This window comes from Paraburkholderia sp. (assembly GCF_034668105.1).
Lineage (GTDB): Bacteria > Pseudomonadota > Gammaproteobacteria > Burkholderiales > Burkholderiaceae > Paraburkholderia.
The window spans coordinates 1-12,547 of sequence record NZ_JAXDPY010000616.1 but is presented as its reverse complement, the minus strand read 5'-3'; the positions used below and the strand labels follow the sequence as shown (position 1 = coordinate 12,547).

Genomic DNA, 12,547 nt, shown 5'->3' with positions numbered 1-12,547 from the left:
TGGCGGATGTAGTCGTCCTTCAGCACGATTCGCTTGTGGGCAATCAACAGTTCATCGCTGACTTCCCGCAGAGTCACGAACATCGTGCCGAAAAACTGGTCGGTGGTTTTGTAGCGGTGGCTAAGCGTGTTGAAGTTGTAGCGCACGTCCACTTCGTTGCCGCGCTCGGCCAGTACTTCCACATTGGTAACGTTGTGACTGGTACGCGGTTCAGGCATCGAAGCACTGCTTCGCTCGGTCCTGATGCGAAACACACGGTCTTCCAGGCCGCCACGGTCGGCGTAATACATCAGTGAAATCTGAGTATCGTGGTCATCGGTCAGCTGGTCGTCGTCATCCCATGCCGGCATCCAGTAGGTGACGTCCTCGGCATAGCAGGCAAGCCAGTCGTCCCACTGGCGATCATCCAGCAGGCGTGCTTCGCGGTACAGTACGGCGCAGATTTTCTGGTAGTCGAAGCTCATGCTAACGCCTCCTCTTGTTCCTTCTTTACTGCGTCGCGCATCACCCGAACCCAGTACTCATGCTGGCACACGAACAGGCCTTCGTCTTCGCTGCGCTCACCGGAAATAAGCGGCTTCAGACCCATACTCTTCGCATTTGCGTCAGGGCCCTCGACCCACAACGGCGCCCCGCGCGAAAGGTCGTTCCACAATGCAGTGGTGCCCGCATAGCCGGCCTGACAGGCGCGGAACTCTTCGAGGTCGTCTGCGGTGCCCATTCCCGAGACGTTGAAGAAGTCCTCGTATTGGCGAATGCGAGTAGTGCGGTCCGCAGCGCTCTCACCCTTTGGGGCGAAGCAGAAGATGGTGACTTCGGTCTTGTCTACGCTAATTGGACGTACCACGCGAATCTGAGTGCTGAACTGATCCATCAGAAATACGTTCGGATACAGGCAAAGGTTTCGGGTCTGATTGACGATAAATTCCGCCTGTGCTTCGCCAACACGTTCCTTGATTTCGTCGCGGTATTTATAGACGGGGCGGACCTCCGGGTTCATCGTATTGGTCCAAAGCAGAATGTGGCCATGATCGAACCCGTATACACCGGCTACCGACTTGCTCCAGCCATTCGCGTCCACCGCTTTTGTGCCATCGACCTTGCGCCGGTCCATGGTCGCGGCATAGTTCCAATGCACGGTGCTGACGTGGTAGCCGTCGCAACCGTTTTCCATCTGCATCTTCCAGTTGCCGTCGTAGATGTACGACGAACTGCCGCGCAACACTTCCAACCCGTTTGCGGCCTGGTCGACGATCTGGTCGATGACGACCTTGGTCTCGCCGAGATAATCCTCCAGCGGAAGCACGTCCTCACTGAGACTGCCGAACAGAAACCCACGATAGCTCTGGAAACGGGCAACCTTCTTCAGATCGTGCGAGCCATTGGTATTGAACTGCACCGGATATTCGGTGGTCTTCGCATCCTTCACTTTCAGTAGCTTGCCGGTGTTGGCGAAGCTCCAGCCGTGGAACGGGCAGGTGAAGGTGCCTTTGTTGCCGTGCTTTCGCCGGCATAGCATCGCGCCTTTGTGCGCGCAGGCATTGATGACCGCATGCAGTTCGCCACTCTTGTCGCGAGTGACGACCACAGGCTGGCGGCCAATCCAGGTGGTGTAGTAATCGTTGTTGTTGGGAATCTGGCTTTCGTGCGCCAGGTACACCCAGTTGCGCTCGAAGATGTGTTTCATCTCGAGTTCAAACAGATCGGTGTTGGTGAAGATATCGCGACGGCAGCGGAATACACCGCTTTGTTTGTCATCCTGAACGGCGGCGTGCAGCAGTTGATCCAGTTGCGTGGCTTTGTCGATAATGACAGGCATGTGTGCTCTCCCCATGCGCGCTCCAGGCGATGGAGCACGCGCATCGGTATAAAGAAACTCTTGTGGTGAATCGAGCGGCAGCAGTGGCATGACGTAGCCGCCGGGCTGAACGGTTACGTCGTGGCTAACGCACGCAAGCGATGGACAAACCTGGTTTCCTTGCCTTGAACCGGCACACTCAGCGCGATGTCCTCGTACCTGTCGGCTTTCATGCCAAGCGGAATGCCGCCAGTCTTTGGATCACATGCGGGATCAAATCCTCGTTGGAAGTGCGCCATTGTCGGCTCCTAAATCTTTCTATTTTGCAGGGGTTAACCCTTGATTTGCCTTTGGCTCTGATATGCTCAGAAGGTATAATTAGTGGCTAAAACAGAGTGTGAACGCAGGATAATGGACGCCATAACGCCCCGTCCAACACTGATTGAGTATCGGTCTATATCCTGGAGGTATGAGATGGAGCTGCGGCATCTTCGCTATTTCGTAGCGGTGGCCGAGGAACGCAATTTCACGCGCGCGGCGCAGCGATTGCATATGGCGCAACCGCCCCTGAGCCGTCAGATACAGCAACTTGAAGAGACGCTCGAGGTGCAGCTATTCCAGCGCAACTCACGTCCGTTGAGCCTGACAGAGACGGGTAAGTTCTTCTATGCCCACGCGGTGCAGTTGCTGGCTCAGACAGCCGAACTCGAATCAATGACGAGGCGCGTGGGCAATATCCAGCGCAGCCTCTCTGTCGGCTTCGTGGGTTCGACGTTGTACGGTATGCTGCCGAAAATCATCCGGCGTTTCCGCGACGAGAACACGACGGTCGAACTCAGCCTCCACGAGATGTCGACAATGGACCAGATCAGAGCGCTGAAGGACGGTCGAATCGACGTCGGGTTCGGCCGCATTCGACATGAAGACCCGAACATCCGCCGGGTGATTCTTCGCGAAGAGAAGATGATTGTTGCGCTTCCAGAAGGGCATCCACTCTCACTCGCCAAGCCCATCCTGGCCCTCAGCGATCTGGTCAATGAGACGCTGATCATTTTCCCGAAGGCGCCGCGTCCCAGTTATGCCGACCAGGTGCTTTCGGCATTTCAGGACCGCGCTCTCAAGCCTCGCCGGGTATATGAAGTACGGGAATTGCAGATTGCACTCGGTCTCGTAGCGGCGGGGGAGGGAATTTCCGTGGTGCCGAGCAGTGTGTACGGCCTGAAGCGAGACGATGTGAGCTACAAGGAACTGGACGACCCCACATTAGTATCACCGATCATTATGAGCATGCGCATGCTCGATGAGTCGCGAGACATTCAGGAGATGCTTGAACTTATCTACCGGCTGTACGAGGAAAAAAGGGTGCCTCATGGGCCGCGTACCGACTGAAGGTTTCTCGATGGCTCGGCCATTGGAACGTCAGGTGGAAAATTCACCGTTCCCACTTTGAGTCCAGGATGATGCTGCAGAGGTTCACTCGCTGGAAGCCCGGATCCTTGTAGGCAAGGAAATCATCGTTGAAGGTACCAAATGTACTGCCGGGCCGATGCTTCATTCCGTGATAAAACGCATCGATCATCTGATGGGCAAAATCGGTGTCCCGAGGATAGGCGGCGATTACCGCTTCGCGTTGTTCGTCTGAGAACTGTTCAAAGCCACGCCCGGCCACGTCCATTCCCGCTCCGGCCTGCAACAGGGCGATTTCTGAATGCATGTGTTCTGGAATGCCCGGAGTCGTATGGAGCGCAACGGCGTTCCAGACTTTCTCTATATCCTGTTTGGAGATGTTGTGGCTTCGCAGGAAATCGCGTGCGGCATTTGCGCCATCCACCTCGAAGCGAAGCTGACTCTCCCGATAAATCGATGTCAAGCCGAGATCATGGAACATGGCTGCGACGTAGAGTAACTCGGGATCAAACGTCAGATCTTTCTGTTTCCCAAGCAGGGCTCCCCAAAAATAGACGCGAGTTGAATGGGAAAACAGCAATTCGCTTTCGGTGTCGCGAATGAGCTGCGTAACCTCGCGTGTCAATTTGCTGTCGGGGATTCGTACATTGAAAATATCGCTCGTTGCCACGGTTTTATCCTCCATTGCTTGGCTTGTGGTCACTGCTGTCGGCAGCAGGCCGGCGTGCGCTTTGCCCGAATCCCAAGCGTTGGGCACCACAAGTCTGAAGCCTTGGCTGGTCGTGGCGCCAATTCATTTTAGGTCGGGAAATGCCGGCTCGCGGGCAGATCCGCCCGTTCACATGGAGAAAAATACGCTTCTCTCAGGTCACAATACAGTGCCAAGATTGACTGGTTTGAATGTACCATCCGAGAGATGACGACCCTCCCTATTGGCCTTGATCGCTCCGGAAATACATCCCTGTCAGCACAGATCTACCGCGCAATCAGAGGTGCGATTGAGACTGGGCAGCTTGCCTCCGGCGCGCGGCTGCCTTCCTGGTTGGATTTAGCCGCCCAACTGGGCGTCTCCCGAGGCACCGTGCGTGTCGCCTATGAGCGTCTGATCGACGAGCAATTCGCAATCGGTTTGGGCGCGGCGGGAACGCGCGTAGCCGAGCGCCCGAACCTGACTGCGGGACCCAATTGGGCACCGGAAGCGCCCCCTCTTCCGGATCTCTTTCATGACTTCGGCACGACACCTCTGACGTTTCAAATGGGCGTGCCCGCTCAAGACGCCTTTCCATTCAAGCTATGGTCGCGCATCCTGACGCGCGGAGCCAGGCAAGCTGCAATGGCTCCGGTTGGCTACCCGGATCCTCGCGGGGACCCGGGCTTGCGAAAGGAAATCGCAGCTTATCTCGGCGTAGCACGAGGCCTTCGATGCAATCCCTCCCAGGTTCTTGTAACGGCCGGGTTCTCTGGTGCTCTCGACCTCGCGATCCGCGGGCTTCGCGTTGAAGGCCGGGAAGCCTGGATGGAGGATCCCGGCTTTCCGCTCACGCGTACCGCACTCGGTCTGGCTGGCATGACCGTGACTGCCGTGCCGGTCGACGCAGACGGGCTCGATATCGAAGCGGGCATTCGGAGCGCGGCCGGAGCAGCCCTGGCAGTCGTGACACCTGGTCAGCAGGCACCGCTCGGGGTGGCGATGTCGCTCCCCCGGCGCCTTGCACTGCTCGCCTGGGCTCGACAGAACGATGCGTGGATCATTGAGGACGATTACTTAAGTGAGCTTCAATTGAAAGGACGGGCAGCGCCGGCGCTTGCCTCGCTCGATCAGGACGGACGGGTGCTGCACGTCGGCAGTTTCAGCAAGACCATCAGCCCGGCGCTTCGTTTGGGCTTCCTGGTGGTTCCGCTAGAAATGGCGCGTCGATTCGGCGACGTTGCAGCGTGCCTGGCGCCCGCCCCAGCGGCGTCCGTGCAATACGCCGTGGCGGAATTTCTGCGCGAGGGGCACTATCTTCGGCATCTGCGCCGTATGAAGCGTCTCTATGCCGCGCGGCGGGAGGCCTTGCTGCGTTGCCTGGAGGAGGTGGCGCCAAAATCAATGAAAGTGCAAGCGACTGCCGGTATGGCCATCGTGACCTCGCTGCCCGACGCTGCGTCAGACGTCGATATCGCTTTGCGAGCGCTACGATTCGGCTTGGCTCCGGCGCCCCTCTCGCCCTGGTACATGCGTTCTCCCCGGCAGCAGGGACTACTGCTCGGCGTGACCAATGTGAATGAAAGTAAGCTGGTTGCCGACTGTCGTCGGTTGGTTGAATTGACACGATAGCAATTGGCTTGTCCACACCGGCGAAATTGTCCGCACCGTGCAGCGCTCCATGAGCGGCAAGTACCGCGACCTGGTAGTGTTCGAGCTGGGAAACGACGGCAGAGCCATCATCGAACAAATGGCCGGCAAGGGGGCTGAGGGGGAGGGGCTCGGCCAAGAGGTCTTGGCCGTTTAGTTGTTTTGCGCTTTTATATGGCAGGCTTTAACGCTGGCGGCCGGCTGTTTCAGCCGCACTCTCGTCGAGAGCGACCTCTATGAATGCCCGTGTCGCCGCGTTTCGATAGGCGTTTTTTCGCAATAACAACGCGGCCGTACGCCGCGGCAGAGCCGGTTCCAACTGCACGAGACAGAGTTCGGTGTGTTCGCGTGCGATCGCCGCCGGCAGCACCGTGGTGAGCGTGCTGCGGCGCACGATCTCGATGACCGCGTTGATCGAGTTCACCTCAATCGCAATGCGCGGCGAAATGCCATGCCGCTTGCAATATCGGTCAATGTATCGACGGGTCGCGAACTCCCCGTTGAGCAGAACAAGGGCCTCCTTCTCGAACTCGTTCACTTTCAACGCGGAGCGCCGCCTTGCGTGTGGATGAGTTCTTCCGACCACCATCGCAAGGGCTTCGACGAATAGCGTCTGGGTCTCTATGTCAGGCGTGTGCGTCTCATCGAAAGCGATGCCGATGTCGAGCGCATCCTCGTTCAGGAGTGCCTCCATCCGGTCCTGCGGCATCTCGAGGATGTTCAGTGTGACGTTCGGATACTTGCGGTTGTATTTCTCCAGCAACGGGCCGATCAGGTACGCGGTGAACGTCGGCGTCATCGCCAGGCGCAGCGAGCCGCGGCTGAGTTCCTGCACGTCGTGGATTGCCCGCTTGCCCGCCTCCAGCTCCTGGAGCGCCCGCTTCGCGTAGCGCACATAGGCGTCACCGGCGTCGGTCAACTGGATCGTGCGGCCGGACCGGTCGAGCAATTGCACGCCCAGCGTGTCTTCGATCTGTTTGATCTGTTGCGACAGCGTTGGCTGCGACACATGCAGCGCCTCGGCTGCGCGCGTGAAGTTGCGATGCTCCGCAACGGCCAGAAAGTACCGGATATGCCGCAGCAGCATGGGCGCCCTCAAAACTATTGGTGTGGCCTATCGGGTGAATAATAAACCGGTCTTGGACACTATAGCCCGATCCGCGCATTCTTGGTCCATCTGTTCTCGACCCACCCCAGACGGAGCAAACCATGCAAGACATCATCGACGGCTTCCTGAAGTTTCAGCGCGACGCGTTTCCGCAGCGTTCCGAGCTTTTCAGGCAACTGGCCACCAGCCAGAACCCGCATACCCTTTTCATTTCCTGTTCGGACAGCCGGCTCGTGCCGGAACTCGTCACGCAGCGCGAACCGGGTGATCTGTTCGTCATTCGCAATGCCGGCAATATCGTACCCTCGTATGGGCCGGAGCCCGGCGGCGTGACCGCCACGGTCGAATATGCAATCGCCGCGCTCGGCGTCACGGATGTAGTGATCTGCGGTCACTCCGATTGTGGCGCAATGACCGCCATCGCAACCTGCAAGTGTCTGGACCATATGCCAGCCGTGCGCAACTGGCTGCATTATGCGGACTCGGCGAAAGTCGTCAACGAGGCGCGCGAGCACAGGAGCCAGGCCGAGCGGGTCGACTCGATGGTCCGCGAAAACGTGATCGCGCAGCTCGCGAACATCAAGACGCATCCTTCCGTGCGTCTCGCCCTTGAACAGGGACATCTGGCTCTGCACGGCTGGGTGTACGACATCGAAACCGGTTCGATCGATGCGCTCGATGGCACGACAAACCAGTTCGTTTCTCTCGCTGAACATCCGCACACCTGTGCGACCCCGGTCCGACTCAACCTCGCTGCCTGACCCGCTGCTTTTCCACTTCGTTTAATGACAAGGAGCATCACCATGACGCAATCCCAATACAGCCAGGCCCCCCGTCAAGCGCTGACCGACGCAATCATCGACGCAAAGGTTCGCAAGGACCTCACATTCGAGCAGATCAACGAAGGCACGGGCCTGGGTCTTGCCTTCGTCACCGCCGCGCTGCTCGGCCAGCACCCGCTGCCGGCCAGTGCCGCGAAAGTCGTGGGCGAGAAGCTCGGACTCGACGAAGACGGTATTCGTCTGCTGCAAACCATCCCCCTGCGCGGCAGCATTCCGGGTGGCGTGCCAACCGATCCGACGATCTACCGGTTTTACGAAATGGTGCAGATCTACGGTTCGACGCTCAAGGCGCTGGTCCACGAGAAGTTCGGCGATGGCATTATCAGCGCAATCAATTTCAAGCTCGACATCAAGAAGGTTGACGATCCGGAAGGCGGTTCGCGCGCCGTCATCACGCTCGACGGAAAATATCTGCCTACCAAGCCGTTCTGAGTAATTCGGGGAGTCGTTTTGCCAGGCACGACTCCCACGAAACATCACCTGGCCGTTGAGCACGAGGTCACTAATATCGGAAACGGTCGCGGACGACTCCCCCGTTCGCACATCATCTCTGAATGTTTCGTTGCTCGGGCGAGCTTTGGCGCGATTTGATATTTCGCGGGAGAACACGTGATGGTGTTTCTGCTTGCCACGGAGATCGAAGAGGTACTTGGCTAATTTCCCGGAAAGCCGCGTCTTCGCCAGCGCGTTAGCGAAGACAACCGAGCGTCGGCTTCGCACGACACATCGATATCAGGGTTCCTTAAGGTTCGGCCCCTATCATCTCTCGTGTCCTCTGACGAGTTGGGCCGCCCATCTCGGTTCTTCAGGAGGCGCCATATGCTTTGCTCAACCGTTGTCGCAAGGAAAGCAATCACTCTGGATTCAATCTTCGATCTACTATGGCCACATACTTTGAGGCTGCAATAACTTGCCTGGCTGAGACCAGCATTTCCCTGCAACCAGGGGTCTTCCAGTGCATCGAATTTGGCAATTGCAATGAAAAAAACTGCTCTGATAGCCCTGTTGACGGGCATTTTTTCAACCGCGGCGCACGCTCAAAGCAGCGTAACGCTGTATGGCCTCATCGATGCGGGGCTAACGTATACGTCGAATCAGAAGGAAGCGGGGTCGACCGCAGGGCACAGTAAATTCGGAATGACCGATGCCAGCATCAACCCGGACCGTTTTGGTCTGCGGGGATCGGAAGATCTGGGCGGCGGCCTCAAGGCTATCTTCACGCTGGAAAATGGCTTCACGCTCACCAACGGCGCGCTTGGCCAGCACGGCCTGCTGTTCGGCCGACAGGCGTTCGCCGGTCTGTCGAGCGATCAATTCGGTACGGTGACGCTCGGCCGTCAATACGATTCGATGGTCGACTACCTGGCGCCGCTGGCGGGCGCCGGCGCTAGCAAGGGCGGCGTGTTCTTCGGGCATCCGTACGACAACGATAATCTGCAGAACACAATGCGGATTAACAATGCAGTCAAGTATGCGAGTCCGAACTACAACGGCTGGCGGTTCGGCAGCCTGTACGGCTTCTCGAACGCGGCGAGCGGCTTTTCCAACAACCGCGCCTATAGCTTCGGTACTTCATATGACAAAGGTCCATTTCGTTTCGCGGCGTCGTATCTGCAACTGAACAACGGCGGTACTGCCTCCAATCTGGCCGGCGCGACAGACTCCATCGTCAATCCGGCCGGCCAGGTAACCGGCAGCGACTCGACGTTTAGCGCCGGTCAGCAACGTACGTTTGGTGCGGGTTTTGACTACGTGTTGGGTCCGGCGACGGTCGGCTTTGTGTTCACGGAAACAAAGCTGGAAGACGCAGCGGGGATCAACAACACCAGCTCCTCGCCGATCTCCCTCGGTAACTCCAGCCTGCGTTTCGACAACTACGAAGTCAACGCGATTTACAACGTGACGCCAGCATTCAAAGTCACAGGTTCGTACACTTTTACGGACGGCAGCTCCAGCCTCTCAGGGGCGGCGAGCCCGAAGTGGAACCAGGTCAATCTTCTGCTGGACTACTCGCTGTCGAGGCGGACTGACGTGTACGTCGAAGGCCAGTTCCAGCACGTGAGCGGCGGGGGCACCGTATTTACGGCTGACATCAACGGGCTGTCACCGTCGGCCACCAGCAGCCAGGTCGCCGTTACCGCAGGCTTGCGTACCCGCTTCTAGGCTTCATCGAACCTGGGATTTCTAGCGCAATCACTTGCCGCGAGCGGCTGCACCGCCGACCGGCGGCACGATTACGCTGGAAGCGGGCATCGACGCCGGGCGAGCTGTTTTGCATGTCGCGGACTCGGGTCCAGGTATAGAACCCGGCGAGCGCGAAGCGGTACTACGTCCGTTCTATCGCAGCCCTAGCCAGCACGCGCATGCAACGGCCGGGCATGGCCTTGGCCTGAGTCTCGTTGCAGCTATTGCGCGCGTGCACGACGCCGACGTCGAAATCCACGACAACAAGCCAGGATGCAAATTCGTGCTGCGTTTCAGGAGTTGCTTGCTGGCGAGCTAATCCATTCGCGCTGGCCAGAACGCGGGTCACACCTTGCTTGCCCGCGCACGCCGCATGATTCATCCGGCATGCACGCATGCCCGACGAAGCATCTGCCTTTCGCCCGGGCGATCGCGGCGTCGTGAAAATTGCGGCTTGCCTTCAACTTCACGGCATGGGTGGCAGCCAGCCCTTAAATCGTTGCCACTGTTCTCTGAGTGCGGTCCACGCGCGCCTGATCGGTCGGCACACTAAGGGAAGGGCACGAGCGCTCTCCAAACCCTCCGTGCAACGTGCGTCCGACTCAGTTCGGCCAATTTCAGTTACTCGACAATCCGCCCTGGATTACCGACAATCTGTTCCAGAACGCCAAACCGACGGATTGGAGGCTGACAGGCGGATACTCTCGCCACGCCATACGGTATGAGATTCATTCGGGTCCGTTCGACGCGATGCCGTGCCGTTGTGCCACCTGCCGGGAGGTATCAGCGTGGCCAGTGGTGTCTGGTGGCGAGTAAGATTTTTGCAAGGTGAGACTTTGTCAGATTGGTCCAAGGAACAGAACCGGGTAATGGATGATATTGCGCTATGCGTCGCCGTGATCGAGCTTGATGAAAGGAAAAGCCTGATCGTCACCGCCTGCAACGACACCTTCTTCCAGTTGATGGGTGGGGCGGTCGCAGATACGCAGGCTTTCCCCATTCCGTTCGACGCACTGATTGCACATTCCGCGTCGCGTGAATTCCGCGAGAAACTGCTCGCGTGCTTTGCGTGCGCTGGGCCACAAAAGGCGGAGACTCACGAGTTCCGCGAAGGTAGACAGTGGTGGCGTCTTTCCCTCAAACCGGTCGGGCATGCAAATGACGGCCCTAGCGTGCGCAAGATTCTTGTGACCGGGTTCGACATGGCTGCGAAGAACAATCGGATACTGGAACCGGAAGTCAATGCATCACGTTATCGCGCGTTGGTGGAGCTGGCCTACGACGCGATTGTGACGATGGACGAACAGCACAACATTACGCTGTTCAATCGCGCGGCGGAGAATCTCTTTGGCTATTCGTCAGCCGAGGTGCTCGGGCAGCCGGTCGTCACTCTCCTGCCGGAAAAGTTTCGAGCTGGCCACGCGCGGAAGGTACAGCAGTTCGCGGACTCGTATCAGCCGGTCCTGCGGCAGGCGACCCCGCCCCGTATGGATGAGAGCAACAGTGTGTACGGGCAGCATCGCGACGGCTCGGTAATACCGGTCGAAATCGCAGTCTCCAGAATTGAGTTCGACGGTGGGGCCGAATTTATGGCGGTCGTCCGCGACGTCACCGATCGTGCCCAACTGATGAAACTGTTGAAGAAGCAGGCTGCGACCGACGCGTTGACCGGTCTGCCGAATCGCCGCGAATTTCGGAAATTCGTAGAGAATGCATTGACTACCCGTGACGCTTTGTCAGTATTCATTCTCGACATCGATTTCTTTAAGGAGATCAACGATCGACATGGTCACGATGTCGGCGATGAGGTTTTGCGCGTGCTTGCAAAGGTCGGGGCATCCATGACGGATGATGGACCGGGTCTGTTCGCCCGCTGGGGAGGCGAGGAGTTTGTCGCGGCCATGCCGGGAGCGGACGCAGAGCTTGCACATAGGATCGCGGACCGACTCCGGCAACGGTTCGAACAGCAGGACTTCGAGCATGATTGGAATGCTGAGCCGATTCCATTTACCGTTAGTATCGGCGTCGTCACGCGTGCAGTAGACGAGGTCGACGTTGACCCGTTGATGAAGCGCGCAGACCGTGCGCTCTATCGGGCGAAGAAATCCGGCCGTAATCGCGTCGAGGTGGGATAGATGAGCGGGACGAACATTTTCCGTCCAGGATCCGACTGGCCATCTAATTTGCGGGACGAGAAAAGAGCAACCGGTCCAGTGGTTACCTTTTAGCGGGAGCCCTATGGGAGATTATCGTCGGTAACGTTGCCGCCGCTGTCCCCTCACATATGGACTTGCACTGCCGCGCGAGTTGTCAAACCGGCGGGTCAGCACTGATCTTTCGGTGTCAGTGCGCGACGCGATCTGTTCTTGCCAGGTGATGTTCCAGCTGCGTAGCGGTACTGCCCAGGTGCTGACCAAGGGAACGACCTCGATGGCGTTGAGCGGCAGCGGTGAAGGCGTGGACCTTGGTGTAGCAGTCGATGCTTTCAAGATCGAACCGGTGCGTTGAGACCTTAGAGATGCTCTGATGTACTTTCGGCAGAACTCAATTTGTCGCCGGTGGGCGCGGCAAAGCGCAGGCGGCTTTTCACTCGTGCGGCCAGAAAAGAGAGAGCCCTGTACGTCCGGTCGGCTATCATGCCTATCCTTTCCGAAGTAGCTCCTTATGATTTCCGTCCGTAATGTCACGCTGCGCCGTGGCGTCAATGTCGTACTCGACAGCGCGTCCGTCACCTTCACCCCCGGCGAAAAGATTGGCCTTGTCGGCCGCAATGGCGCCGGCAAGTCATCCTTCTTCGGCCTTCTCAACGGCACGCTGCACGAAGACGGCGGCGAGTTCTCGATTCCCGCTGCATGGAAGATGGGCCAGGT

Annotated in this window: 15 protein-coding genes; 10 read left to right on the top strand and 5 right to left on the bottom strand. The window is 58.3% G+C overall.

Going from position 1 to position 12,547, the window contains the following annotated elements; translation table 11 throughout:
* From QOC89_RS27100 to QOC89_RS27090, 3 genes are all read right to left on the bottom strand, one after another.
* Positions 1 to 464: aromatic-ring-hydroxylating dioxygenase subunit beta (locus QOC89_RS27100; protein ID WP_323047840.1), on the bottom strand; the 464-nt coding region annotated here is incomplete at its 3' end.
* Positions 461 to 1,819: a Rieske 2Fe-2S domain-containing protein gene (locus QOC89_RS27095; RefSeq protein WP_323047842.1), complete on the bottom strand. Its 1,359-nt coding sequence runs from the start codon at positions 1,817 to 1,819 to the stop codon at positions 461 to 463. The genes QOC89_RS27095 and QOC89_RS27100, both read right to left, overlap by 4 nt.
* A gap of 113 nt (positions 1,820 to 1,932) precedes the next feature.
* The gene (locus tag QOC89_RS27090; RefSeq protein WP_323047839.1) at positions 1,933 to 2,097 is read right to left on the bottom strand and encodes a hypothetical protein; all 165 of its coding nucleotides are present in this window, start codon (positions 2,095 to 2,097) and stop codon (positions 1,933 to 1,935) included.
* A 175-nt stretch (positions 2,098 to 2,272) separates the two neighbouring features.
* On the opposite strand from QOC89_RS27090, the gene QOC89_RS27085 reads away from it, so the two are divergent.
* Positions 2,273 to 3,187 carry a LysR family transcriptional regulator gene (locus QOC89_RS27085; protein WP_323047838.1) on the top strand — a complete coding sequence of 305 codons (915 nt, stop codon included), beginning with the start codon at positions 2,273 to 2,275 and terminating at the stop codon, positions 3,185 to 3,187.
* Positions 3,188 to 3,230: 43 nt separating this feature from the next.
* On the opposite strand, the gene QOC89_RS27080 is transcribed toward QOC89_RS27085, so the two are convergent.
* Positions 3,231 to 3,890 (bottom strand): HD domain-containing protein, encoded by a 660-nt coding sequence (locus QOC89_RS27080; protein ID WP_323047841.1) that lies wholly within the window; start codon positions 3,888 to 3,890, stop codon positions 3,231 to 3,233.
* A gap of 231 nt (positions 3,891 to 4,121) precedes the next feature.
* On the opposite strand from QOC89_RS27080, the gene QOC89_RS27075 reads away from it, so the two are divergent.
* Both QOC89_RS27075 and QOC89_RS27070 read left to right on the top strand, forming a co-directional pair.
* Positions 4,122 to 5,525, top strand: coding sequence for a PLP-dependent aminotransferase family protein (locus tag QOC89_RS27075; RefSeq protein ID WP_323047837.1), 1,404 nt, complete (start codon positions 4,122 to 4,124; stop codon positions 5,523 to 5,525).
* Between the two features lie 49 nt (positions 5,526 to 5,574).
* On the top strand, positions 5,575 to 5,700 hold the full coding sequence (locus QOC89_RS27070) for a hypothetical protein (protein WP_323047836.1): 126 nt from the start codon (positions 5,575 to 5,577) through the stop codon (positions 5,698 to 5,700).
* Positions 5,701 to 5,727: 27 nt separating this feature from the next.
* Here the strand turns inward: QOC89_RS27070 and cynR are convergent, their stop codons facing one another.
* Positions 5,728 to 6,630, bottom strand: coding sequence for a transcriptional regulator CynR (gene cynR, locus QOC89_RS27065; protein WP_323047835.1), 903 nt, complete (start codon positions 6,628 to 6,630; stop codon positions 5,728 to 5,730).
* A 122-nt stretch (positions 6,631 to 6,752) separates the two neighbouring features.
* Here cynR and QOC89_RS27060 point away from each other — a divergent pair, with 122 nt between their 5' ends.
* The 7 genes from QOC89_RS27060 to QOC89_RS27025 form a co-directional block, all read left to right on the top strand.
* Positions 6,753 to 7,412, top strand: coding sequence for a carbonic anhydrase (locus tag QOC89_RS27060; RefSeq protein WP_323047834.1), 660 nt, complete (start codon positions 6,753 to 6,755; stop codon positions 7,410 to 7,412).
* 42 nt (positions 7,413 to 7,454) lie between these two features.
* Positions 7,455 to 7,925 carry a cyanase gene (gene cynS / locus QOC89_RS27055; RefSeq protein ID WP_323047833.1) on the top strand — a complete coding sequence of 157 codons (471 nt, stop codon included), beginning with the start codon at positions 7,455 to 7,457 and terminating at the stop codon, positions 7,923 to 7,925.
* A 546-nt stretch (positions 7,926 to 8,471) separates the two neighbouring features.
* Positions 8,472 to 9,656, top strand: a complete 1,185-nt coding sequence (locus tag QOC89_RS27045) for a porin (protein WP_323047832.1) — start codon at positions 8,472 to 8,474, stop codon at positions 9,654 to 9,656.
* Between the two features lie 34 nt (positions 9,657 to 9,690).
* Positions 9,691 to 9,996 carry an ATP-binding protein gene (locus QOC89_RS27040; RefSeq protein ID WP_323047831.1) on the top strand — a complete coding sequence of 102 codons (306 nt, stop codon included), beginning with the start codon at positions 9,691 to 9,693 and terminating at the stop codon, positions 9,994 to 9,996.
* A gap of 550 nt (positions 9,997 to 10,546) precedes the next feature.
* Positions 10,547 to 11,812 (top strand): diguanylate cyclase, encoded by a 1,266-nt coding sequence (locus tag QOC89_RS27035; RefSeq protein WP_323047830.1) that lies wholly within the window; start codon positions 10,547 to 10,549, stop codon positions 11,810 to 11,812.
* A gap of 205 nt (positions 11,813 to 12,017) precedes the next feature.
* On the top strand, positions 12,018 to 12,185 hold the full coding sequence (locus QOC89_RS27030; RefSeq protein ID WP_323047829.1) for a hypothetical protein: 168 nt from the start codon (positions 12,018 to 12,020) through the stop codon (positions 12,183 to 12,185).
* 156 nt (positions 12,186 to 12,341) lie between these two features.
* The coding region (locus tag QOC89_RS27025; RefSeq protein WP_323047828.1) for an ATP-binding cassette domain-containing protein at positions 12,342 to 12,547 on the top strand (206 nt) is incomplete at its 3' end.

Excerpts from the sequence above, each read along its gene's own strand:
- QOC89_RS27095 (WP_323047842.1), bottom strand. The coding sequence starts at position 1,819 with ATGCCTGTCATTATCGACAAAGCCACGCAACTGGATCAACTGCTGCAC.
- QOC89_RS27090 (WP_323047839.1), bottom strand. The coding sequence starts at position 2,097 with ATGGCGCACTTCCAACGAGGATTTGATCCCGCATGTGATCCAAAGACT.
- QOC89_RS27085 (WP_323047838.1), top strand. The coding sequence starts at position 2,273 with ATGGAGCTGCGGCATCTTCGCTATTTCGTAGCGGTGGCCGAGGAACGC.
- QOC89_RS27080 (WP_323047841.1), bottom strand. The coding sequence starts at position 3,890 with ATGGAGGATAAAACCGTGGCAACGAGCGATATTTTCAATGTACGAATC.
- QOC89_RS27075 (WP_323047837.1), top strand. The coding sequence starts at position 4,122 with ATGACGACCCTCCCTATTGGCCTTGATCGCTCCGGAAATACATCCCTG.
- QOC89_RS27070 (WP_323047836.1), top strand. The coding sequence starts at position 5,575 with ATGAGCGGCAAGTACCGCGACCTGGTAGTGTTCGAGCTGGGAAACGAC.
- cynR (WP_323047835.1), bottom strand. The coding sequence starts at position 6,630 with ATGCTGCTGCGGCATATCCGGTACTTTCTGGCCGTTGCGGAGCATCGC.
- QOC89_RS27060 (WP_323047834.1), top strand. The coding sequence starts at position 6,753 with ATGCAAGACATCATCGACGGCTTCCTGAAGTTTCAGCGCGACGCGTTT.
- cynS (WP_323047833.1), top strand. The coding sequence starts at position 7,455 with ATGACGCAATCCCAATACAGCCAGGCCCCCCGTCAAGCGCTGACCGAC.
- QOC89_RS27045 (WP_323047832.1), top strand. The coding sequence starts at position 8,472 with ATGAAAAAAACTGCTCTGATAGCCCTGTTGACGGGCATTTTTTCAACC.
- QOC89_RS27035 (WP_323047830.1), top strand. The coding sequence starts at position 10,547 with ATGGATGATATTGCGCTATGCGTCGCCGTGATCGAGCTTGATGAAAGG.